This is a genomic window from Thermoproteus thermophilus (assembly GCF_055392855.1).
On the sequence record NZ_AP042466.1, the window covers coordinates 206,698 to 227,789 of the forward strand.

Sequence of the window (21,092 nt, forward strand, 5' to 3'; positions counted from 1 at the left end):
ACGCATAAACCTCTTCTATTTATCGTTTCGACTCCAGACAAGCCCCCAGCGATTTCACGAAGGCCAAGAGATAGCCTACGCCTCTCTGGACATCGGGATCTTGAAGCGCCGTTAGTATTCCGTAAATACCCATCGGCTTTCCAGTGCTTGTGCGAGCGGCGGCCTCCGCGATACAGCCAACGCCGCTGTTCTTGATAGCAGACTCTGCGGCGAGCAAGAACTCCAAGAGCTTCCCGGCCTTCTCAGCGAAATCTCTGCTGGTCACCAAGTCGGCGGATAGAGCCCTCATAGTGGCGATGCCGGAGGTCAGCAGCTCTAGAACGCCCGAGCTCTTAAGCTCGGCCAATAGGGCGACTAGATCGCGCAGAGACTCCACGTTCTCCAAGATGAAGGCTATCGCCTCTTGTTTTTCGGGATCCGAGAGAGCCTTGAATATGCGCTCCTCGGCGCTCACGCCTCCAAGCTGTAGGACGTATTTAAATGAGCACTTCGCGGGCGGGCTATAGTGAAGTACAGCTAACAACCCGTGGGCCGCGGCGTGCCCGCTATTCTACAAATGCTATCGGCTGGCTCCGACGGGAACAAACGGAAGAGGTCCTCGAAGGTAATGCCCAGATCCCGCAAGAGCCTCTTGATGTGGGGACACTCGCCGTGGGTTTCCCAATAGGATCTGACGTAACGGATCAAGCGCCAGTGTTCGTCGGTAAGCGCGAGGCCCTCGATGTTTTGGGCGATCCAAACTGCGACGTCCTCGTCCCAAGCGCTCGGATCGGCGAGGAAGCAGTCCTCGTCCAGCTCGACCTCCCTATCTCCGATCACGTACTTGCCCGGGCACTTCATATATACTCCCGCGTCGAGATAGCCCTTCCGCACTCCTTTAGGCACTCCTCGCCTATTAGCCCCATCAACGCCTCGAATGACCTCTTGAATAGCTTGTTGAGCAGACTTCTATGGCCATACACGTTTAGATCCCCGGCCAGATACCTCGTGTACAGCGAATACGCCATCATGACCACGTCGTTAACGGGCATGCCGGGCTTATAGTTCTTCAAGAGCAGCTCGGCGAGGGCCATGATTTCGCTATCCGCGAAGTCCTTGAGATTCCACTTATCCCTAAGTTTATCTAAGACTAAGCGCTTGCCGAGAACCCCTTGCGATAACAACACGAGCACGCCCTTGGGCAAGACGTAATACAGCTTCCTCCCGTTGCCCGGCTCACAGAAATACGCGACAAGCTCCTCCTGCTCAAAACGCTCTAACTTCTTATATACGTACGAGAAATACATTCCGTTCTCGACGGCTATCCTATATGCTGTTATCGGCTCGTTCAAGAGTATACTGGCCAAGATCCTCAGCTCCTTCTCGTCGAGTTGCACGTTTAGCCTCATCGAGTTCATGAACTATTGACGAACTTCTCGAGGATGTCGATGGCCGATCTATAGGCGTTTGCGTTCATCTCGACTACCCAAGAGCAACACAGCCTTATGCCCGACCACTCGGCCATGTACACCTCGTCCTCGTAGAGCCCCAACACTACGTACTTCCTCTCGTCCTCGTAGAGCTCCACGTAGGGAGGCCTCAAGGTCTTCAAGGGCCTCTGTTCGATTATTCTGGGATAAGCCAACGTCCTCAACGCCTCCGCCACAGCCCCGACCTCTAGGCACTTGAAGCCGCTCCCCGCCTTGAGCACCGCCTTGGCTCCGCTCAAATAAAGATCATCGGATACTTGTAGATCTAGAGCTCCCGGATCGCAAGGAACGCCCCTCTTGTCGACGGCTTCTCTGAGCTTCTCCAAAACGTGTTGTATTGAGATGGACATAGGTCGGTTTTATCTGATGCTATTAAGCGCTTTTCTTGCTCCTCCTCAAGTATATGACGACGCCGACTACTACCACAATAGCCGCCGCGGCGAGGGGGCCCACCTCAAGCAGATTCAGCGAGGACTTCACGGTTATGGGTATCTGCACCGTCTCGATCACTGGCGTCAAGGCGCCGGTTTCGTTCCACTCAAGCACCAACGTTGCGTAGTAGACCCCGCTCGGCACGTTGCTCGAAACGTCTATTAAATACGTCGTCGTGACGCTCTGGCCCGGGTATATATCGCCCAAGAGCCTCATGCTAGACTGGAGCAAGTTCGCGGTTGGGGTTGCCGAGCTGGGCGTGTGTATCTGGAAGACTTGATTCGGCGTCCATTGCAAAGTCACCATCTTGGCCGGAACGGGCCCGAGGTTCTTGACGGTGACCGTCACGATGGCCGTCGACCCCGGCTGGGCGTTGGACACGCTGTAAGTTACGTTTAGATAGGCCTTGGGCAGGACCGTTATCGACGAAGTAGCCGACGTGGAGCCGCCAAGCCAGGACACCAGCACGGCCAAGTTCCGCGACCCCGGCGCAAGCGCGCTTGCGTTGATGAGGAAGGGCACTTGCACCGGCTGCCCGGGCGGCAACGTGCCTATATTGATAGTCGAGTTGCCCACGACCGGCGCCCCCGACAAGGCCACGACCACGTCGCGGGCCGGGACAAGCCCCGTGTTGAGGAGGTACACGACGGCCTTGACGAAGGGCAATAGCCCGCCCGCGACTATTGTAGGAGGCTCCACTGCTATGTTCTGGACTATCACCGAAGCGGATTCGACGTGTATATATACGACGTCGGAGATCCCGCCGGCTGATACATATACGGGATAATCGCCTGGCTGGAGACCGTCGGGCACCTTTATCACGGACGTCAACGTGATCGGGCTGCCCGAAGGCAACAACGGCAAGTAATACGACGATCCCTCGAGCACTTGAAGAGGCGTGGTCACGTTGACGCGGACGCCCCTCAATTGCGCGTCGCTCGACAAGATTATGCTCAACGTGACGATGCCGCCGGGATAAGCAATAGGCGGATTGGCCGTCGCTGCTATGCTCAAGCCGCCTTGCTTCACGTCGATGTAATAAGTGTAGTTATAGCCGCCTGCTCTAATGGTCAAGGGGTATCTGCCCGGCGATAGATCGCTCGGCACTTGCACCAACGCGGTCAACGTGACAGGGGAGCCCGGGGCTAAGCCGGGGAGTCTGAACGAGGAGCCCTCGAGCACGACCAAATCGTCAGAGCTCACGGACACTCGGAAAGGTCCCATGGGCTGGTTAGTGGACAAAGCGATGGTGAGCTGGACGATAGAGCCGGGGTAGGCCCACGGCGGGTTCTGTGCCACGTTTATGGCCAAGTCGGGGTTGGGTATGTACAAGCTGGCGTTCTCCACGACGCATACGCTCGAGAAATAGCATATCTCGAACGACGCCGTGATTGCGCCGTATTTATTGACTATAGCTTCTAACGGCACTTGTATTGAGCTCAAGATGGGCAACCTTATCGGCCGAGATATGAAGGTCACATCGCTGGTGTTTAGGGGGATTATGGTCACGTTGGTCGGCTGCGTCGGGCCGCCCGTCGATACTGAGAGGAGCATAGTGCTGGGCTGTCCGGGCACCACTGGTCCTTGAGGTATTAAGCCTATGTTGAAGCTCACGGGCGCGGCCACCAAGACGGTGAAGTTCTTCGAGAAGGAGATGGTGGAATTATCAACAGTGTCCTGGTAGGTGACGTTGATATAGGCGGTATAGCTGCCGGGCTCCAGCCCGTTCTTGACTTGAACAGGTATGAAACACGTCGAGTTGGAGCTCGGAGGGATATAGGTCCAACAGCTCAGAGAGGCGTTGGAGTACTGAGAGAAGGGGCCGCCGGTCAACGCGACTGAGGCCTTCACTATATCAGCGGTGGGGTTCACGAGCAACACGGGCAATTGTAGCACCTCGCCCGGCGCGAGCGGGCCCTTCACTATGGGGTGGGCCAACGCGCCGTAGTCCAACGGATACACCTCCACGTTATACGTAACGCTCTCGAACTGGACGCCGTTTACCGGGTTCACTAAGCTGACCGTCACTCCGTAGTCGCCCGGGCTTAGGCCCAAGGGCGCTTTGACCACGGCGGTCAACGTGACGGGGGATCCGGGAGCTAGGCCCGCCAGCTTGTACAAGCCGCCAGTCAACACCACTAGGTCGGACGAAGATATCTGGACGTCCACGGGGCCGACGGGAGTCGTCGTCGTGAGCACTACGTTCAGCTGCGCCAAGCCGCCGGGGTATACGACGGGCGGGTTCTGTAGAACTGTGATCCCTATATACGGGGATTTTTGTTGGGTGGTCTGCGGCATTACGACTTGGGAATAAACCAAAGCCGCCAGTAACGCCGTCGTCAACAATAACGTTTCCACTTTCCTCATGTGAGACCTAGATATATCGGATTATATAAATTTTACTGAAGTCTTTTGGAGACCTTGCTTGAGAACTCATCGAGGATGTTGCGTAGCTCCTTCAGCTTTTCCCTATCCGTGTTCTCGACCTCGTCGAATATCTCCGAGAGGAACCTCACCTCCTCGATAATCGACGACAAGATATCCCCCCTCTCCTCGTTACCTCGTTGTAGATAGGATATAAGCTGGGAGAAGGTCTGGTCCTTGAGATAGCCGTCCAACAACTCCCGCCCCTTCTCGGTTATCCTATATACTTTCTTCATCTTCCTTCCGACGCGCCGCTCCTCGGAGGTTATGTATCCCTCCTCCTCCAGGAATTTAAGGAGGGGGTATATGGTCCCGGGCGACGGCCTTACCCGCCCGCCGAAAGATCCCTCTATCGCTTTAATCATCTCGTAGCCGCTCATGGGTCCCGACAAGAGTAGATATAACACTATCGCCTTATAGTAGCCGCGCCACTTAACGCCCATCGATTTACAAAGTTTAATTAAAATAAAAATCTAGCCTCGAGGAATTAACCAGGTATATATGAAGGGAATGTTTTTATATAGATTACATTGGGGCGTCATGTGCGGCATCTTGGGGCTTTACTCGTTCGGCGGGGAAATACCCATAGAGATCGTCGTGAAGGGTCTCGAGGCGATGAGGGAACGCGGAACGCCCCACGGAGCTGGCCTAGCGCTATATAGGCCCTCGGACAAGCCCAGGATAAAGGCCTTCTCCCGCGAGCCTCTCGGCCATAAATACATTAAGTTGTATGATAATCTATATGACGTTGAACTTGAAAAACCTATAAATATAAATGGTTATATATATTTAAATAGTAAATGGATTGATATATATAAAGTTGTTGGATGGCCCGCCGACATAATCAAGACTTACGGCATCAACGGCTTGTCCAGCAGAGTGTGGCTGGGGCACACGAGATACCCCACCAACAGCCCGGGGAGGCTTCCCTATTACTCCCACCCGTTCGCCGCAGGCGACGTCGCGATAGTCCACAACGGCGATTTGAGCAGCTACGGCGCCAACGTTAATTTCATAAAGTATAAAGCACACGTCAAGTTCACGGGGAACGACAGCGAGGCCATAGCCTATCTCCTCTCCTTATTGGCGGCCGAGCTGGGCGTCGAGGAGGCCGTGAACGAGCTCATGTACGGAAGGCGTTATAGGTGGGCGCGCCTCGACGGGCCTTACGCCGTGGCGTTCATGATAGGGGGCCCGAAGCCCGTGTTCGGCGCCTTCGTGGACCCGCAACACTTCCGCCCGCTGTACGTGGGCATGACGGATTCCTTGCTACTCGTCGCCTCGGAGGCGGCCGCGATAAAGGCCGTGGAGCCTAAGGCCTCCGTGTGGGCGTTGCGAGGCGGCGAGTACGTAATAGCCGAGGGGGACGACGTGCGCGGCAACTACAGAAGGAGGTACGTCTACCCGGAGCTGCCCCAGCCCCCTCAAGGCGCAATAGACGCAAGCCAGTACGACGCGATATCGTTGGCGCCGGTCATTAGGGCCGAACTCGCAAAGCGCGGCGAGGTCGAGGTGGTCAACGTCAACGGCCACAGATATCTAGGCAACGGTATGTCCTCGGGCGTCCTAAAGGCGTGGGGGATCGTGGGGAACGCCTCGGCTAATGTCATGTCGGGAGGGACCTTCTTGGTCTACGGCGACGTGCAAGACGATTTCGGCGACGCCATGAACGGAGGCTTGGCAATTATTTACGGCAACGCCGGCGACGCCCTGGGCCAAGCCAAGAGAGGCGGCGAGATATACGTCTACGGGGACGTCGGCACGAGGGCCGCCATCCAGCACAGAGGCGGCGTCGTGGTCGTGGGAGGCTCCGCGGGCAAGTACTTAGGCGAATACATGGGCGGCGGCACTGTCGTGGTGCTCCGCGCCACCAACAACGAGGAGGTGGGCGACATGGTGGCCAGAGGCATGGTAGGAGGCGAAATATACATCAGAGGCGAGGTCCCAGTCGAGTACATAAACCGCGTGGACAGAAGAGCCCTGGAGAGATACGCCAAGTCCTTGCTCATGGACGGGCTAATCGATAGGGCGAGCTACGCGAAGTTGCTCGAGGACGGCGATCCCTTAATCGTGGAGCAGAGAGAGCTATCTGAGGAGGAACTAATTAAATTAAGTCAATATATAAATAAATTTAATAAGATATTCAATTTAGATATAAATATAAAGAAAGATATTTTCACAATAATAAGACCTAAACTTCGCGAAGCCTCCGTCCGTATCGCGGAATCGCCCAAATCGGCTTCGACTTAATCCTCTTGGCGGTAATCCCTCCTCGCCTGTACGAGGACGCCCCCTCTTAACTATGGGTCTTGCGCTATTATCGCAAGATTCCCGATCGACGACGACTGCGTCGAGCACTTGCGATAACGCGGCGCCAGATTCGTTATATGCTGGGCGCGTCTGGACTCTTGATGAAAGAATTAGATTATTATAAAAAGATAAAACTAAATTTAAGAATTTGATATATTGAGATTTCGGCGATTGGGATATAGCCGTCTGCCCGATACAAGGCTTATATACCACATGAAACCCATAATATAGTGCGCCAGTTAAATATATATTTACGTCCAGCAATACATAGAATACAGGAGTTCTGGAGCCACGACAGAATAGAATATGTGCGCCGTTCTTCTCTGGAGGGCCTCCCGCCCTATGCGCTTGAAGAGGTCCCGAGCAAAGTCGGGCGGCTCCTCGACAAGTTGGTCTTTAAGGACCTGCGCCCGCGCGAGGTGAACGAGCTCTTGAAACGCGCCGAGAGCTTAGACGTAGATGTAGGCGTAGACTTCTTCGGCACGAAGCTCACGGCCCCCATATACCTCGGAGATATGTCGTTCGGAGCGTTGAGCGGGAACCCGAACATAGCCATAGCCAAGGCGGCCACCGAGGAGGGGGTCGTGGCCGGGATAGGCGAAGGAGGGCTCCACCCCGAGGTGGCCAAGTACAGGAACATAGTAGTGCAGTGGGCGTCGGCCCGTTTCGGCATGGACATGGAGTTGCTCAAGGCGGGTTTGGCGGTCAATATAAAAATAGGCCAAGGCGCTAAGCCCGGTATAGGAGGCCATCTCCCGGGGAAGAAGGTCACCAAGATAATAGCGGAGCTCAGGAAGATCCCCGAGGGTAGCGAGGCGTTATCGCCAGCGCCTCATCACGACATATACTCGATAGAGGATCTGGCACAAAGAGTGAAGGCATTGAGGGACCTCACGAACAAGCCAGTCTTAGTCAAGGTAGCCGCCGTTAATAAGATAATGTACGTGGCGGTTGGCGTGGCTAGATCAACGGCCGAGGGGATAATAATAGACGGCGCAGGCGCCGGGACGGGCGCCACGCCGGTCGCGGTGCGCAACCACTTGGGCATACCGATAGACTACGCCATCCCCGTGGTGGACAAATGGCTGAAGGACAACGGAGCTAGGGACAACTTCTTGGTGATAGGGGGAGGCATGTTGTACAGCGCCTCCGATATAGCGAAGCTGATAGCGCTTGGCGCCGATATGGCCAATATAGGCACAGCGGCTTTGTTGTCTTTCGGATGTATAATGTGCCACTCTTGCCACACAGGGGGTTGTCCGACGTCCTTAACCAACACCATAGGCGCTAGGCCCGATCTGGACATCGAGTGGGCCTCGGCGATGTTGAGGAGATATCTGCGCGCGTTGAGGCTCGGCCTAAAGGCCATCCTCTACTCGTTAGGCATGGACAGCCTCAAGGAGCTCGTCGGGCGGAGGGATCTGCTGGGGCTCTTCTACGCCGACGAGGACGTGGCGACTACTATCGGCGTGGACCTCGTGGCGGAGGGGGAGGTGGCGTTCTACCAAGACCACGTGCCGATATTGCCGAGGGAATTGTACGAAGAAGGGAAAGTCCCCATAATCGGCATGGGCGGCATAGTGCCGGGCTACACTTATCCGGCCAGAAGGCCGCTCGATTTGTTGAGGATAGAGGCGGCGCAAGTGACGCACCCATCCGTGGACCCGTACAGGGAGGAGGTGGACGTGAGGGTCTACGTAAACGGCCTCGAGTACGACACGCCCGTAGTGGTGCCCGGCTTGGAGCGCGCCGCGGTGATGGCAGGCTACGCGCTCGGCGCTCTGGTCGACGGGGAGGGCTGCCCGGAGCCTCAATATTGCCTATCCTCTCTGCCGCACGTCAGGTTGCCGCCTCTTAGGGACATAGAGCCAAAGGAGGGCGTAGTGGTGATAGATGAAAGGCTCAAGGGAGACATTTGGCTGGAGGAGGCCGTGGCTCTGCTCGACGAAAGAGCCAGACAAGCTGGGGTGAGGGACAAGATGGTCATAATAGCGGCGGGCCGCCTCTTCAGCGGCGCCGACGTCTACAAGCTGGCCGCCCTAGGCGCGGACCTCGTGGAGCCTCGTGAGGCCTTTGAGCTCTTGTCGAGCAAGCCCGCGCCTAATTACGCCGTTAAGAGGCGTTGGTACGAGAACCTCATACTAGGGCTCACGAAGGAGCTTAAATTAGCCATGGGCGCTGGAGGAATTACAAATTACTTCCACATGGTCGGAAATAGGGATTTACTTAGATCTCTTGATGGGAAAGTCGCCAAGAAACTCAACGTCCCTTTGGCCGGGAACTAGACTCCGGCGAATTTGTCGGTAAGAATTACTTGAAACCCTCGTTGCTGAATATAACAAAGACTATATAGCCTCCGATAAGAACGGATATCTACGAGAAAATTTTATATATGGACCGAGCATGAAGGGTATGCCGGAAGGGCTAAGCGCTTGGAGAGTACTCAAGGGCGCCGGAGTGAAGTACGTCAAGTTCGTCATAATAGACATATTCGGCAGGCCTAAGCTGGAGGTGCTCCCCATAGACGCTGCCCGCGACGCGTTCGTAGACGGCATAGCGTACGACGGCTCCTCCATACCGGCCTACACCACTGTCAACAAGAGCGATTTCGTGGCCGAGGTGGATACCAGCGCGATTTACATAGAGACTTGGAACGACGGTAAGAGCGCGCTCGTGTTCACCAGCACGTTGGACGGGGATAAGCCGCATCCAATGGATCCGCGCAACGCGTTGAAGCAAACGGTGGACTACGCCAAGTCTAAGGGCTATGACGTCAAGATGGGGGCCGAGGTCGAGTTCTTCCTAGTCAAGGGCAACCCGCCATCGCTTGTGGACAACGGGGCCTATTTCGAGGGGTATCCGCTCAAGGAGACTATGCCTGTCGTGGAGGAGATAATGGAGCACTTCTACTTGTCGGGCATAGGCTTCACGAAGTCGCACCACGAGGTCGCGCCAAGTCAGTTCGAGGTCAACATACCGGCGGGGGACCCGGTGCAGGTGGCCGACCAGATCGTCGTGTTCAAGATATTGGCGAAGTCCGTGGCGCAGAGGCGCGGGCTCACGTGTACGTTCATGCCGAAGCCGTTCTGGGGCGTGAACGGCTCCGGGATGCACGTACACGTGAGCTTCTGGCGCGACGGCGTGAACCTCTTCTCGTCGTATAAGGAGCCGACGCCGGAGCTTAAATCGGCCATAGCCGGCGTGTTGGAGAACGCGCTCGCCAACAGCGTGTTCGTGGCGCCCACGGTTAACAGCTACAAGCGCTTGGTGCCGCATCACGAGGCGCCTACGCGCATCGTCTGGGGGCTGGGCAACCGCTCAGTCATGGTCAGAGTGCCGTATTACGGCAAGAAGATCAACAGGTTCGAGTACCGCCATCCAGATCCCTCCGCCAACCCGTACTTGGGCTTCTCGGCGATAATATTAGCGGCCCTCGAGGGCTTGGAGAGGAGGCTGGAACCGCCCAGCCCGGTGGAGGAGGTGGCGTACGAGCTCGAGGGCGTCAAGGAAACGCCGAGACATCTCGGCGAGGCCGTCAAGCTCGCGCCAGATGGGGTGGCCGCGAAGGTACTGCCGCAACAGCTGATCAAGGCGTACTTGGCGCTCAAGGAGAGGGAGTGGTCCGACTACTTGGCCAGCGTCGGCGAGGGCTGGGAGAGGACTTGGAATACGATAACTCCCTGGGAGTACGAGCGGTATCTAGATGTTGTTTGATGCGTAAAAATGTGTAGGATCTTCTTGTTTTTTCGGAAACCCCTCGCCTCCTCTTCTGAGATCGTTCGTCGAGATCTCGAGGAAGGACAGAACGCTCGGGCTATCGCACGGATCCGGTTGGGGCTTATTATACGCCAGGAAGGGCGAATATGGACTATATAAGTCCACGAGGCCGATATGGGAATCATATATAGAGCCGCCGGCTGGATATGATCTATATTTGCTTCATTCGCGCTTGGCATCTGTAGGGGGCGTGTCGCCCGCCAACACCCATCCCATAGTTTACGGCGATTTCGCCCTAGCGCATAACGGGACTTTCCGCAAGGAGGAGTTGGCGGAGGAGCTCAAGAGGAGAGGGCTCGATGTCAAGACCGGCGGGACCACCGACAGCGAGTTGTTCCTTAAGGCGTTCGTGGACCTAGGAGGCGATATCAATGCCTTGGTCGAGTTGTCCAAGACCGCTATCCGTTACATAGACCACGAGGAGCCCATCATGAATATGGCCATAGTATATTTGAGGACGGCCGATGCGTACTTCGTGACGTATAGGCTAGTGGAGGAGCCGCACTACGTCCCCGTCTACCGCATAGGCGACGTGACGGCCGTGGCGTCGGAGCCGCTCGACGACGACTCCTGGTCGCCTCTGCCCAACGGATCCATAACGAAGATCTCTAAGGGCGCCGTGAGCGTTGTTAAGTTTATTACGTAGAGAGCATAGAGCACTAGATGAACGAATACGTGGCCAAGGCGTTGGCCATAGACTGCGACAAGGTCTCGCGGTATCTCGTCGAGAGGTTGCGCGAATATATCGAGGAGAGCGGGCTCAAGGGCGGGGTTCTGGGGCTCAGCGGCGGTATAGACTCGTCCGTCACGGCGGTCCTCTTAGCCAAGGCCACCGACAACTTCTTCTTCCTCCTCATGCCGTCGTCCTCGACCCCGCCTAGGGACATGGAGGACGCCATGAAGGTCGTGAAGATGCTCAAGGCGGAGGGGAAATACGCTGTGATACCCATCGACGACTACGTCAAGGCGTTGGCCGAGGCGGCCAAGGTGGAGGACAAGAAGATAGTGGGAAATATAAAGGCTCGGGTGAGGATGGCTCTCCTATACGCCTACGCGCAGAAGCTGGGCTATTTAGTGGTCGGCACCGGGGATAAGAGCGAGTTGATGTTGGGCTATTTCACTAAATACGGCGACGGCGGCGTCGACGTGCTCCCCATAGGCGATCTCTACAAGACGCAAGTGAGGCAACTGGGCAAATGCTTGGGCTTGCCCGAGGAGATAGTGTCGAAGCCGCCATCGCCGGCTCTTTGGGAGGGCCAAACGGCAGAGGGCGAGCTGGGCATCGACTATGAGACGATAGACTCAGTCTTGTACCTTCGATACGAGGAGATGAGGACGCGCGAAGAGGTGGCGTCCATGTTGGGGATAGACGTGGCCGTGGTCGACAAAATAGACTCGCTGGTCAGAAAGAGCCAACACAAGAGGCTGCCGCCCGAGATATTCAGGCTAAGCGGTAGGGCCATCGGGTCCGACTGGAGGTACCCCAGGCGCTACTGGAACGTGAGGCCGTGGGCATGAGGGTGGAGTTGGCCCAGATAAGGCCGCTTTTAGGAGACGTCGAGCGCAACTTCCTAAAGCATAAGGAGATAGTAGAAACCAGCGATAGCGATTGCGTGGTTTTCCCCGAGCTCTCGCTGACGGGGTACGTCTTGAAGGACTTAGTCTTCGAGCTTTTCCGATATAGCGAGAGGGCCGTCGAGAAGCTCGCCGAAATTGCGGGGAGTAAATGCGTAGTGGCGGGCACAATCAAGGAGGTGAGGCCCGGCGTCTTGAGGAACTCCGCAGCCGTGATAATAAACGGCGATGTCCAGTACGTCTATAAGTTCTACCTCCCCACCTACGGCTTGTTCGAGGAGCGGCGGTACTTCCAACGCGGGGATCCTGCGAGGGATTTGAGGATCTTCCGACACGCCGGGGTCAACTTCGGCGTGATGATATGCGAGGACGCTTGGCATCCCGAGCCCGCCGAAGCGTTGGCGTTGATGGGCGCCGATCTAATACTCATACCCGCCGCATCGCCGATGCGTAGGCTCGGCAAGGGGCTCGCTATACAGGACAACTGGGAGGCCCTCTTGAAGGCCCATGCGATTATGAACACGGTGTGGATCGCCTTCGTCAACACCGTGGGAGCGCAAGAGGAGGAGTTCTTCTGGGGCGGCTCCATGGTGGTATCGCCGCTTGGGGAGGTCAAGCTGAGGCTTAAAGTATTCGAGGAGGATAGGGCAGTCTACTCCATCGACGTCGACGAGCTTAGGAGGGCCCGCTTCTTCAGCAGTTTCAGAGACCACATATCCTCTTTCCACAAAGTGTTGGCCAAGCTGTGATTCTTTTTATATAGGGCCTTATCGAACATGGCGCGTCTGGCCCGTTACTACCGCGAATACGGGATAAGGATAGTGAGAGGCCGTATGCAATATCTCTGGGACGACCAAGGCAGACAATACGTCGACTGCAACACGAACCACGGAGTGGCGTTCTTGGGCCACGCGAATCCCTATATCGTCGAGGCGGTCAAGAGGCAGTTGGAGGACGTGTGGGCGGTTTCCTTGAACTTCGCGACGCCTGCCAGGGAGAGGTTCGTGGAGGCCTTCTCCAAGCTCTTGCCCGCAAAGTTCGGCGTTGTCTTCTTGCAGAACACAGGCACCGAGGCGGTGGAGACCGCTATAAAAATCGCCAAGAAGATAACCAGGAGGCCCACTATAGTGGCCTTCACCAACAGCTTCCACGGGAGGACCATGGGCTCCCTCTCAATCACGTGGAACGAGGCGTATCGCAAGGCGTTCGAGCCGTTGTATCCCCACGTGAGGTTCGGCAAGTTCAACGTGGCCTCCGAGGTGGAGAAGATAGTGGGCGAGGACGCGTGTTGCGTGGTCGTGGAGCCCATACAGGGAGAAGGCGGCGTTAATCCGGCCACGCCTGAGTTCCTCAAGGCGTTGCGCGAGGAGGCGACTAGGAAGGGCGCTCTCTTGATCTTCGACGAGGTGCAGACGGGCTTCGGCAGAACCGGCGCCGTCTGGGCGTTTCAGAAATACGGGGTGGAGCCCGATCTCTTCACGGCGGGCAAGGCGCTGGGCGGAGGCCTCCCCATAGGCGTAGTGGTGGCCAAGGAGGAGTACGGCGACGTCTTCGAGCCGGGGGAGCACGGCTCGACCTTCGCCGGGAACGCCGTGGTTATGGCCGCGGCCGCTGCTGCGTCGGAGTTATTGTTGAGGGACGACGTGCCGGCGAGGGCTGAGTCCATGGGCAGGGAGTTGGCCAAGGCCCTTTCCGAGCACGGGTCCAGGATAGGCCTTAGGGTCAAGGGCATGGGGCTCATGCAGGGGCTGGAGTTGAGAGTTAAGGCCGACCAGTTCATACAACCGCTCGCCTCCAGGGGAGTCTTGGCGTTGACCGCGGGCATGAACGTGTTGAGGTTCCTGCCTCCCTACATGATAACTAAGGAGGACGTGGAGCGGATCGGCTTAGCCGTATCCGCAGTGTTGAGGGACGCGGTCCGTATATAAACAACCACGTATCCAGTATTAATGAAGGTCGTAGTCGTCGGATGTAAGGGATGGGGCCAGGTGCACCTCAGGGCCTTGAGCCAGCTGGGCTTGGACTTGGAGATCATGGAGAGGAACGAAGAGGCGGCTAAGACGTGCGTAGAGAAGTACGGCGCTAGGAAGGTCCACAAGGAGTACTCCTCGGTGCTTTCGTCGAACGCCGATATAGTGGACCTCGTCGTGCCCCACCACCTCCACAGAGACATGACCATAGCAGCCCTTAGGGCCGGCAAACACGTCCTAGTCGAGAAGCCCATGGCGAGGAACGAGGGGGAAGCGCTCGATATGATAAACGCGGCCAAGGCCGCCCGCAAGAAGTTAATGGTGACCGATCAATTCCACTTCGATCCGGCCGTCAAGGCTGTGATGGATCTTATAAAGGAGGGCCGGCTGGGGAGAGTCCACACGATCATAGTTAGGTCGCAAGTTTTGGGGAGGCCTAGGGACTGGCGCACTAGGCTTGAGGAGATGGGCGGCGGGGCCTTAATAGACGGCGGCGTCCACTTCATCAATACCTTGTTGAACTTCGGGGGCGAATACGTCGAGGTCAAGGCCTACGCCTATAGGGCCTTCGTGCAGATGGAGGGCGACGACACGTCCATGGCCCTCTTTAAGTTCAAGTCGGGAGCCTACGGCCTTTTCTTCTACAGTTGGGCGTACCCAAACCCGCCGCTTATACCATCCTACGAAGTAGTGGGCGACGCCGGAGTCGTCGTCGAGGACCTCGAGACTAAGAAGAGGACGTGGGCGCCGCCCAGGTATAGAGTATACGGCGATCCAGTGCTCAACGGCCAAAGGCTTGAGGTGCCGGACGTGGACGTCTTCGTCGAGATGTTCCGTGGCTTCATCAAGGCCGTCGAAGAAGACGCCGAGGTGCCCTATCCGCCGGAGTTGGCCTTGAGGGACCTCAAAGGTGTCTTGGATATATATAGAGCAGCAGGCGTTCCTTGGGTCTAGGCCGCGCGGGCGAAAACTCGTCTAGCTTCGACGTGGAGCACATGTCGCTCTCCCGCTACTGAAACACAGAGTTCAACCTTCGGGCATAGAACGAGTAGACAGCCGAACGCCCTCTGTCTCGTACGCGTAACGGATCCCTTCAACGTCCGCTTCTCTAATGTAGAAGCTCCTAGAAGAGCGCCTACGCATACTTACTGAGCGCTGTAGGACTTCGGCCGCGCAAGCCCTTAAATACCGCTTTGCGCCCTACATTCGTTTACTTCCAGTAAGTCGCTTTTATATTCGGCACGACGTGCGCCGACATGGCGGATAGATTCAAGAAGAGGCTTCTTGTCTTGTTACCAAATGCTGTGGCTTAAAAGGCTGTATTTAATATACGGCTTGCTTCTCCTCGCTGTATATGTCGCCGAGCGGCTGTGGGCCGCCGCCCGCGGTGAAGTTGCTCTTTTCGTAATACCACTTGGCGATGTCCACGGAAGACATAGACACTACGACTAGCACAGCTAGGGCGAGCGCACCGGCGGCTATTATTAATGTTGTAGCTCTCACAAGCCTATGCTATCCGAATTAATAAAAACTCGACTTACTTAAAGTAATTTACTCTAAGTAAGTTAAGAAATTTTCGGCAAAGCGGCAGGGGCAAGCTACTGACAGATCCTAATACTGGCGAATTAGCCGGCCGCGGCTATTCGTATAAGAGCGTCGTTTAGCTTGTCGAGGTAGAGGCATAGACCGGTAACATAGTCGAGGAGAACCAGTTATGAGGCGTTTGGCGGTTTATTGCCCCACGTCCCGGCTTGTCCCGCTCAACAGGTCTGCGGGAGGCGCAAGGCCCGTCGTCCCTCGCCTGCGCCGAGCTGTCAGGTAAGGGAAAGGCTATAAACTAACGTCCCTTATAGCCTATGTGGTCGTCATAATCAGATACGCCGAGATGGCCATAAAGAGGGGAAGGACGAGGAGGGAGATGGAGGCGTTGTTGATCAGATCCGTGCGAGACGCCACTTCTAAATGCGGGAGGCTCAAGTTCAGGACGGAGCCGGGCCGCATCTTCGCATACTCCGACGACGATAAGTGCGTGGCCGAGGCCGCCTCGAAGGTATTCGGCGTGAAATCGACGAGCCCTGCGGCTGAGGACGTCTTCTCCTCGCTGGAGGACCTCGCCGCCAAGGTCGCTGGGCGTTGGAGGGAGGTCGTCAACGGCAGGACGTTCGCCGTGAGGGCGCACAGAGTCGGCGTCCACGGCTTCACGTCGAGGGATGTGGCCGCCAAGGTGGGCGAGTTGTTGGTCGAGGCCGGCGGAAAGGTGGACCTCGAGAGCCCCCAAGTGGAGCTCTTCGTCGAGGTGAGGGGGAATAGGGTCTACTCCTATACGGATATCTACGAGGGGCCCGGCGGCCTCCCCCTGGGCTCCGAGGGCAAGATATTGGCGCTCGTATCGGGCGGCATAGACTCCCCCGTGGCGGCGTGGTATATGATGCGCAGAGGCGCCTATGTCGACGTGTTGTACTGCAACTTGGGCGGCTCCTTGACGGAAGCCGTTGTCTTGAGGGTTGTGGACAAGTTGTTGGAGTGGGCCCACGGCTACGACGCCAAGGTCCTCGTGGCCGATTGTGCGCCTATAGCGGATGCGATACGCCGAAGCGTGGACCACCACCTCTGGTCCATCGCCTTCAAGAGGGCGTTGTACAAGTTGGCCGAGAAGGCGGCCAGAATAGTGAAGGCCGAGGCCCTCGCGACCGGCGAGTCCTTGGGCCAAGTATCCTCGCAGACGCTCCAAGCGCTCGCGGCCGTCGAGAGCGGGATCGACTTGCCGGTGTTCAGGCCCTTGATAGGGCTAGACAAAGAGGACATAGTGCGCATGGCCCAGAAGATCGGGACGTACGACCTCTCGGCGGCGGTTCCCGAGTACTGCGGTATATTCTCCAAGGAGCCTAGGAGATGGGCCTCCAAGGCCGAGATAGAGACGATAGATCTATACGTCCACGACGCGGTGGAGGCGGCCTTGGCGACTATCAAGACGATAAGAAAGAGCGAATTGAAATCGGCCATCGCCTCCATACTGCCGAGCGCGAGCGATTTAGTGATAGATAAAGTGCCAGACGGCGCGATAGTGGTGGACTTAAGGGATCAAGAAGCCTATGCCAAATGGCATCTGCCGGGCGCAATAAGGGTCGAGCTGGATAGGGTCTTCGACTTCGTGGAGGAGCACGGCAAGGACAAAGTCTATGTCTTCTACTGCTACGAGGGCGCGTTGAGCGCGGATGTGGCCGAGCGTCTTAGAAGATCCGGCTATAGGGCATATAGTCTAAAATTATAATTTAAATTATTTCTATAATAATAATATTTAAATCTTAATTATAATTTTAGACTATTTTTCTATTATTATGTAATTACATGAAAAAAATGTAATAAGACTTTTTAGGCTACAACAATTATGTATACATGCCGCTGTTTATGGACCCACTAGATCTATGGCTCGACGTATTGGGCACAACGTTGTTGGCAACAGTATATTGGCTTTACCTAAACTTCGTCTCCAAGGCGCCTGTCGGCGTGAAGCAAGTGTTCAACAAGTCCTTCGGCTATTTCTACATCGCCACGGGCGTCTACGCCTTGGCGTCGGGCTTATGGGCCACGGCCACGTGGCCGTTCCCCGGCCCATACAATCTGCTCTTCTCCGATGCGTGGCCGTTGTTCGGCGTCGCGTTATTATTGTTGGGCCTAGTTAATCTCAAGGCCGGCGCTGAGGTGGTCGGCGAGGAGAGCATCTACTATGTGCGAGGCGCCCTAGTGGGCATAGCGGCCTTATCATTAGTGCCGTTCGTGTATGCGTTCGTGCTCTGGGCTTACGGACTGACTAACGAGCCGCCTTTAGCTGGCTTATTGTTCTTCGCGATAGGCCTAGCCGGCTTGTTAAGCCCGTTGTTGAGCTATAAGAAAACGGCCAAGGGCATCGCGTACCTCCTCATGGCGTTGTTAGTCATAGCGGGCCTGATCGCCTTGTTGATAGGCATCGAGGCGATCTTCGCTCATACGAAGACTTGGAAGGCTTGGACGCCCTGGTACGGAGCCCACTAAAGAGTCCATATAAACCCCAATTTTTTCCCATTTTTCGCCGAGAGCGCTACTCCACATCTAGCACATCTAATTCCACGACCTCGAGCGAGGTCCCCAACGCCTCAGCCACGCTGGGCTGCGTGCGTCCGCCGTCTCCGTTTATGAACTCCTTGACGTATAGACCTCCTTGGCATCTGATGAATAGCTCTAGCACCCGCTCCGAGACCAAGCGGGCCTCCACGTTGTAGACCATGCGCCTCCTCCTCGCCTTGGGGCTCAACCTCTTTATGCGCCTGGGAGTCCTCTGGACGACCACGGCGCCCTCTAGCGCCTTCAACTTGGCTAAATCATCCCTCGATAGGGGTCTGTCGGAGAGCGCCAACGCTCTATACAGTTTTATGCTCGTCTTCGCCTTGGCTTTCAGCTCCCTTACGTCGTTCCTCGTGCCGTAGCTGAGCTGGGATAGGATCACACCATCGACGGCCAGTCCCGAGAGGTCCCCCCTATATCTGTCCGGCTCCTTTATCTCGATGACCGCGGGCCTCCCGTTGCCCAACATCCTGACATCGACGTCTTCCCGCCCCGCCGCGTGGAGCACCAACGACTTGCCGCCGAACCTAGCCCTTATGGGCTCCAAGAGGTCCTCCATCACCTTGACGGCGCCGGGGACTAGCCTCCCTTGCGACACGACTCGGCTCAGCTTCAGATAACGGCCTATCAAGAGCAGAGGATTCCGGGAGACCTTGACGGACCCATCGGCAAAGTTCACGGTCGCCACGACGTCCGGCCTCTCCTTGCTCGCGGGCTTCTTGAGCGCCTCGCCGACGAGCCTCCCTATTCTTCTGTTGATCTCGTGTTTAATGGACTCGCCGGTCTGAATCCCGTATTTCGCCATAATCTCCCTCTCCCTCTCGAGGACGTCCTTGGGGATTACCGAGCCTACTTGGAACGTGTTGAAGTCTATAGGCAGCAAAGCCGCGGCGACGCTCTCGGCGTACTTCTCCACGTCCCTCAACAAGCCCCTGCACACGTAACAAGGCGCCTCCTCGACCTTGATCCCGTTTGTCGCCAAGAACCTCCGAGTGGGCGCGTGTACCCTCGCCAACGCTTTGAGGTCCTCCGACACATCGACGCCGTTTCTGTAGTCGTAAATCAACCTCATGTGGAGCAAGGTCTTAATGGCGCGTCCCCTCTCGGCGTTTTCTATGCCGTATCCCATCGAGGCGAACAACCTGCCCAAGCACGAATCGCAGAGCGGGTACGCGCGTAATATCTCCTTGGCCTTCTCGACGGGGTCCACGTCGTTGCCGCTGATGAGGTTATAAAGCTCTTCGTCGCCGGAGCGCCTCGCGGTCGGCCTCTATGTTCATCACCGCGAATTGGTGATGGGGCTCCGCATCGCCTAGGCCGACGCCGCAGTCGGCCTCTAGCTTCGCTGGCTCCATGTAGGCCACGTACGTGAAATCCTCCGGAGGCCTACAAGCCCCCCGACCGCCGTCTATCAACGGCCTCTTCACGAGCTCCTCTAGCTTAATCCCCTTGATCAGCTTAACTCCGGGATGGCGGACGCCCCTCAACCCCTTCCTCAACAACCCCGTCGACGACTCCTCGTCGGGGAACAACGCCTTGACGGCGTTGCCCAACACCCTTAAGGCTACGCCGATGTCGGCAAAATAAGCCACGAACTCGGCGTCTTTCCTTATGCCGTTGGAGATGAGCAGAGCGGCCACTAGGGCCTTGCCGTGGACGTAGGGCCTCTCCTCAAAAGCCCTAGAGGAGGTGACCAACAAGAAACGCCTCATCTAAGGCGCACGTTGCGGAGCTTGTACTGGCGCCTTAGCACTTTGGCCATCTTCTTCATGGACTCGTACGCCCTTAACATGTCCTTGACGTCTTTAGGAGTCACGCCGGCGCCTATGGCTATACGCCTGATCCTCGAGGCGTTCAATATACTGGGATCCTTCAACTCCTCAACGGTCATTGAGCTGAGGATAGCGCGCCATTTCTTCAAGTTCTTCTGTGAAAGCTCGATCTGCTCCTCGCTTATCTTGGAGGCCAACGTGCCTGGGAGTAGCTCGAACACCTTGCTGAGAGGTCCCAGCTTCAACAAGGCGTCAATTTGCTTCTTGAATGTAAAGAGGTCCATGCGGCCGCTCTCTAATTCCTCCAGGACTTCCTCCTCCTCTAAGACGGCCTTAACGCGCTCCACTAAGGCCTCTAAGTCGCCCATGCCGAGGACTCTGGCCACGAACTTCCTGGGGCTAAACGGCTCGAGCTCCTCCACCCCCTCGCCTACGCCGATGAATTTCACCTTGGCCCCCGTCTTGGCTATGGCGGCGAGCGCCCCTCCGCCTCTAGCGGTGCTGTCCATTTTAGTTATCGCAACGCTGTGTATGGGCACGTACTTCATAAACGCCTCTGCTTGGACCGCGGCTTGGCGGCCCACCGTGGCGTCTACCACGAGCATGACCTCGTCGGGCCTCACCGCCTCGTATATTGCCTTGACCTCTTGCAACAACGCCTCCTCGTTCTTGTGCCGACCGGCCGTGTCTATTATGATCAAGTCCGCGCCCTTCAGCCTCTCCAAGCCCCGTTTGGCTATCCCCACGGCGTCTCCCCCCTCTCTTTCGCCGTAGAACTGCGCCCCTATCTTCTCGGAGAGCTGTTTGAGCTGGTCGTAGGCCGCCGGCCTGATGGTGTCCGTCTCGATCAGGCCGACTCTCGCCCCGCGCTTCATGTAGAAGAGGGCTATCTTCGCGGCTGTGGTGGTCTTGCCGCTGCCCTCTACGCCGAGCAACATAAGGATGTACGGCCTCTTGGGAAGCCTCAGATCGGGCTCCGCCTCGCCTCCTAGGAGCTTCACGAGCTCTTGATATATTATGTATACCAAGAAGTCCTTGAGGGGTACCCCAGGCGGAGGCCTCTCCTCCTTTATCCTCCTAACCGCGGACTCGCTGAAGGACTTAACGAGGTCTAAGGGGACGTCGGCCTTCAACAACGACCTCTGGAGCTCGCGCGAGATCTCGGAGAGCGTCTGCTCGTCGATGTAGTCAACGCCTCTGATCTTCTCCACAATCTTCGAGAATATCTCCATCAACGGACGCACAAAGCCCTCGGGCCCTCG

20 protein-coding genes are annotated in these 21,092 nt (G+C 56.7%); 10 read left to right on the forward strand and 10 right to left on the reverse strand.

The genetic code is table 11. From position 1 onward, the window contains the following. Positions 1-19 precede the first annotated feature (19 nt). The 6 genes from ACZ5PA_RS01285 to ACZ5PA_RS01310 form a co-directional block, all read right to left on the reverse strand. On the reverse strand, positions 20-454 hold the full coding sequence (locus tag ACZ5PA_RS01285) for a helical membrane plugin domain-containing protein (protein ID WP_464930488.1): 435 nt from the start codon (positions 452-454) through the stop codon (positions 20-22). 62 nt (positions 455-516) lie between these two features. Continuing rightward, positions 517-840 carry a TusE/DsrC/DsvC family sulfur relay protein gene (locus tag ACZ5PA_RS01290; protein WP_464930489.1) on the reverse strand — a complete coding sequence of 108 codons (324 nt, stop codon included), beginning with the start codon at positions 838-840 and terminating at the stop codon, positions 517-519. Then, positions 837-1,397 (reverse strand): MarR family transcriptional regulator, encoded by a 561-nt coding sequence (locus ACZ5PA_RS01295; RefSeq protein ID WP_464930490.1) that lies wholly within the window; start codon positions 1,395-1,397, stop codon positions 837-839. The genes ACZ5PA_RS01290 and ACZ5PA_RS01295 overlap by 4 nt, the downstream gene beginning before the upstream one ends. Continuing rightward, on the reverse strand, positions 1,394-1,819 hold the full coding sequence (locus ACZ5PA_RS01300) for a hypothetical protein (RefSeq protein WP_464930491.1): 426 nt from the start codon (positions 1,817-1,819) through the stop codon (positions 1,394-1,396). Before ACZ5PA_RS01300 ends, ACZ5PA_RS01295 begins: the two co-directional genes overlap by 4 nt. A gap of 22 nt (positions 1,820-1,841) precedes the next feature. Beyond that, positions 1,842-4,268: a COG1361 S-layer family protein gene (locus ACZ5PA_RS01305; protein WP_464930492.1), complete on the reverse strand. Its 2,427-nt coding sequence runs from the start codon at positions 4,266-4,268 to the stop codon at positions 1,842-1,844. A 32-nt stretch (positions 4,269-4,300) separates the two neighbouring features. After that, positions 4,301-4,768 carry a PadR family transcriptional regulator gene (locus ACZ5PA_RS01310; RefSeq protein WP_464930493.1) on the reverse strand — a complete coding sequence of 156 codons (468 nt, stop codon included), beginning with the start codon at positions 4,766-4,768 and terminating at the stop codon, positions 4,301-4,303. Between the two features lie 97 nt (positions 4,769-4,865). Here ACZ5PA_RS01310 and ACZ5PA_RS01315 point away from each other — a divergent pair, with 97 nt between their 5' ends. The 8 genes from ACZ5PA_RS01315 to ACZ5PA_RS01350 all read left to right on the forward strand — a co-directional run bounded on the left by ACZ5PA_RS01315 (position 4,866) and on the right by ACZ5PA_RS01350 (position 14,911). Further along, the gene (locus ACZ5PA_RS01315; protein WP_464930494.1) at positions 4,866-6,575 is read left to right on the forward strand and encodes a GltB/FmdC/FwdC-like GXGXG domain-containing protein; all 1,710 of its coding nucleotides are present in this window, start codon (positions 4,866-4,868) and stop codon (positions 6,573-6,575) included. Between the two features lie 290 nt (positions 6,576-6,865). Then, positions 6,866-8,920, forward strand: coding sequence for an FMN-binding glutamate synthase family protein (locus tag ACZ5PA_RS01320; RefSeq protein ID WP_464930495.1), 2,055 nt, complete (start codon positions 6,866-6,868; stop codon positions 8,918-8,920). 127 nt (positions 8,921-9,047) lie between these two features. After that, complete coding sequence (locus tag ACZ5PA_RS01325; protein WP_464930496.1) at positions 9,048-10,349, forward strand: glutamine synthetase family protein; 1,302 nt, start codon at positions 9,048-9,050, stop codon at positions 10,347-10,349. Between the two features lie 235 nt (positions 10,350-10,584). Continuing rightward, positions 10,585-11,058 (forward strand): class II glutamine amidotransferase domain-containing protein, encoded by a 474-nt coding sequence (locus ACZ5PA_RS01330; protein WP_464930497.1) that lies wholly within the window; start codon positions 10,585-10,587, stop codon positions 11,056-11,058. A 17-nt stretch (positions 11,059-11,075) separates the two neighbouring features. Continuing rightward, complete coding sequence (locus ACZ5PA_RS01335; protein WP_464930498.1) at positions 11,076-11,930, forward strand: NAD+ synthase; 855 nt, start codon at positions 11,076-11,078, stop codon at positions 11,928-11,930. Continuing rightward, positions 11,921-12,736, forward strand: a complete 816-nt coding sequence (locus tag ACZ5PA_RS01340) for a nitrilase-related carbon-nitrogen hydrolase (protein ID WP_464930499.1) — start codon at positions 11,921-11,923, stop codon at positions 12,734-12,736. Before ACZ5PA_RS01335 ends, ACZ5PA_RS01340 begins: the two co-directional genes overlap by 10 nt. 27 nt (positions 12,737-12,763) lie before the next feature. Further along, entirely contained in the window at positions 12,764-13,915 is a 1,152-nt protein-coding gene (locus ACZ5PA_RS01345; RefSeq protein WP_464930500.1) for an aspartate aminotransferase family protein, read from the forward strand. 21 nt (positions 13,916-13,936) lie between these two features. Then, positions 13,937-14,911: a Gfo/Idh/MocA family protein gene (locus ACZ5PA_RS01350; RefSeq protein ID WP_464930501.1), complete on the forward strand. Its 975-nt coding sequence runs from the start codon at positions 13,937-13,939 to the stop codon at positions 14,909-14,911. A gap of 369 nt (positions 14,912-15,280) precedes the next feature. Here ACZ5PA_RS01350 and ACZ5PA_RS01355 read toward each other — a convergent pair whose 3' ends face one another. Beyond that, positions 15,281-15,460 (reverse strand): hypothetical protein, encoded by a 180-nt coding sequence (locus ACZ5PA_RS01355; protein WP_464930502.1) that lies wholly within the window; start codon positions 15,458-15,460, stop codon positions 15,281-15,283. A 355-nt stretch (positions 15,461-15,815) separates the two neighbouring features. On the opposite strand from ACZ5PA_RS01355, the gene thiI reads away from it, so the two are divergent. After that, complete coding sequence (gene thiI, locus ACZ5PA_RS01360) at positions 15,816-17,228, forward strand: tRNA uracil 4-sulfurtransferase ThiI (RefSeq protein ID WP_464930503.1); 1,413 nt, start codon at positions 15,816-15,818, stop codon at positions 17,226-17,228. A 125-nt stretch (positions 17,229-17,353) separates the two neighbouring features. After that, positions 17,354-17,989, forward strand: a complete 636-nt coding sequence (locus tag ACZ5PA_RS01365) for a DUF981 family protein (RefSeq protein WP_464930504.1) — start codon at positions 17,354-17,356, stop codon at positions 17,987-17,989. Positions 17,990-18,035: 46 nt separating this feature from the next. Here ACZ5PA_RS01365 and ACZ5PA_RS01370 read toward each other — a convergent pair whose 3' ends face one another. The 3 genes from ACZ5PA_RS01370 to ACZ5PA_RS01380 are packed head-to-tail and all read right to left on the reverse strand — an operon-like array spanning position 18,036 to position 21,062. Beyond that, positions 18,036-19,268, reverse strand: a complete 1,233-nt coding sequence (locus ACZ5PA_RS01370) for a tRNA pseudouridine(54/55) synthase Pus10 (RefSeq protein WP_464930505.1) — start codon at positions 19,266-19,268, stop codon at positions 18,036-18,038. 19 nt (positions 19,269-19,287) lie between these two features. Beyond that, positions 19,288-19,770 (reverse strand): RNA methyltransferase, encoded by a 483-nt coding sequence (locus ACZ5PA_RS01375; RefSeq protein ID WP_464930506.1) that lies wholly within the window; start codon positions 19,768-19,770, stop codon positions 19,288-19,290. After that, positions 19,767-21,062 carry a signal recognition particle protein Srp54 gene (locus tag ACZ5PA_RS01380; protein ID WP_464931257.1) on the reverse strand — a complete coding sequence of 432 codons (1,296 nt, stop codon included), beginning with the start codon at positions 21,060-21,062 and terminating at the stop codon, positions 19,767-19,769. The genes ACZ5PA_RS01375 and ACZ5PA_RS01380 overlap by 4 nt, the downstream gene beginning before the upstream one ends. Positions 21,063-21,092: the final 30 nt, after the last annotated feature.

What these genes read in the sequence shown, in the direction of transcription:
- ACZ5PA_RS01365 (WP_464930504.1), top strand. Translation starts at nt 17,354, where the DNA reads ATGCCGCTGTTTATGGACCCACTAGATCTATGGCTCGACGTATTGGGC.
- ACZ5PA_RS01295 (WP_464930490.1), bottom strand. Translation starts at nt 1,397, where the DNA reads ATGAACTCGATGAGGCTAAACGTGCAACTCGACGAGAAGGAGCTGAGG.
- ACZ5PA_RS01375 (WP_464930506.1), bottom strand. Translation starts at nt 19,770, where the DNA reads ATGAGGCGTTTCTTGTTGGTCACCTCCTCTAGGGCTTTTGAGGAGAGG.
- ACZ5PA_RS01350 (WP_464930501.1), top strand. Translation starts at nt 13,937, where the DNA reads ATGAAGGTCGTAGTCGTCGGATGTAAGGGATGGGGCCAGGTGCACCTC.
- ACZ5PA_RS01325 (WP_464930496.1), top strand. Translation starts at nt 9,048, where the DNA reads ATGCCGGAAGGGCTAAGCGCTTGGAGAGTACTCAAGGGCGCCGGAGTG.
- ACZ5PA_RS01345 (WP_464930500.1), top strand. Translation starts at nt 12,764, where the DNA reads ATGGCGCGTCTGGCCCGTTACTACCGCGAATACGGGATAAGGATAGTG.
- ACZ5PA_RS01290 (WP_464930489.1), bottom strand. Translation starts at nt 840, where the DNA reads ATGAAGTGCCCGGGCAAGTACGTGATCGGAGATAGGGAGGTCGAGCTG.
- ACZ5PA_RS01310 (WP_464930493.1), bottom strand. Translation starts at nt 4,768, where the DNA reads ATGGGCGTTAAGTGGCGCGGCTACTATAAGGCGATAGTGTTATATCTA.
- ACZ5PA_RS01335 (WP_464930498.1), top strand. Translation starts at nt 11,076, where the DNA reads ATGAACGAATACGTGGCCAAGGCGTTGGCCATAGACTGCGACAAGGTC.
- ACZ5PA_RS01380 (WP_464931257.1), bottom strand. Translation starts at nt 21,062, where the DNA reads ATGGAGATATTCTCGAAGATTGTGGAGAAGATCAGAGGCGTTGACTAC.
- ACZ5PA_RS01315 (WP_464930494.1), top strand. Translation starts at nt 4,866, where the DNA reads ATGTGCGGCATCTTGGGGCTTTACTCGTTCGGCGGGGAAATACCCATA.
- ACZ5PA_RS01305 (WP_464930492.1), bottom strand. Translation starts at nt 4,268, where the DNA reads ATGAGGAAAGTGGAAACGTTATTGTTGACGACGGCGTTACTGGCGGCT.
- ACZ5PA_RS01300 (WP_464930491.1), bottom strand. Translation starts at nt 1,819, where the DNA reads ATGTCCATCTCAATACAACACGTTTTGGAGAAGCTCAGAGAAGCCGTC.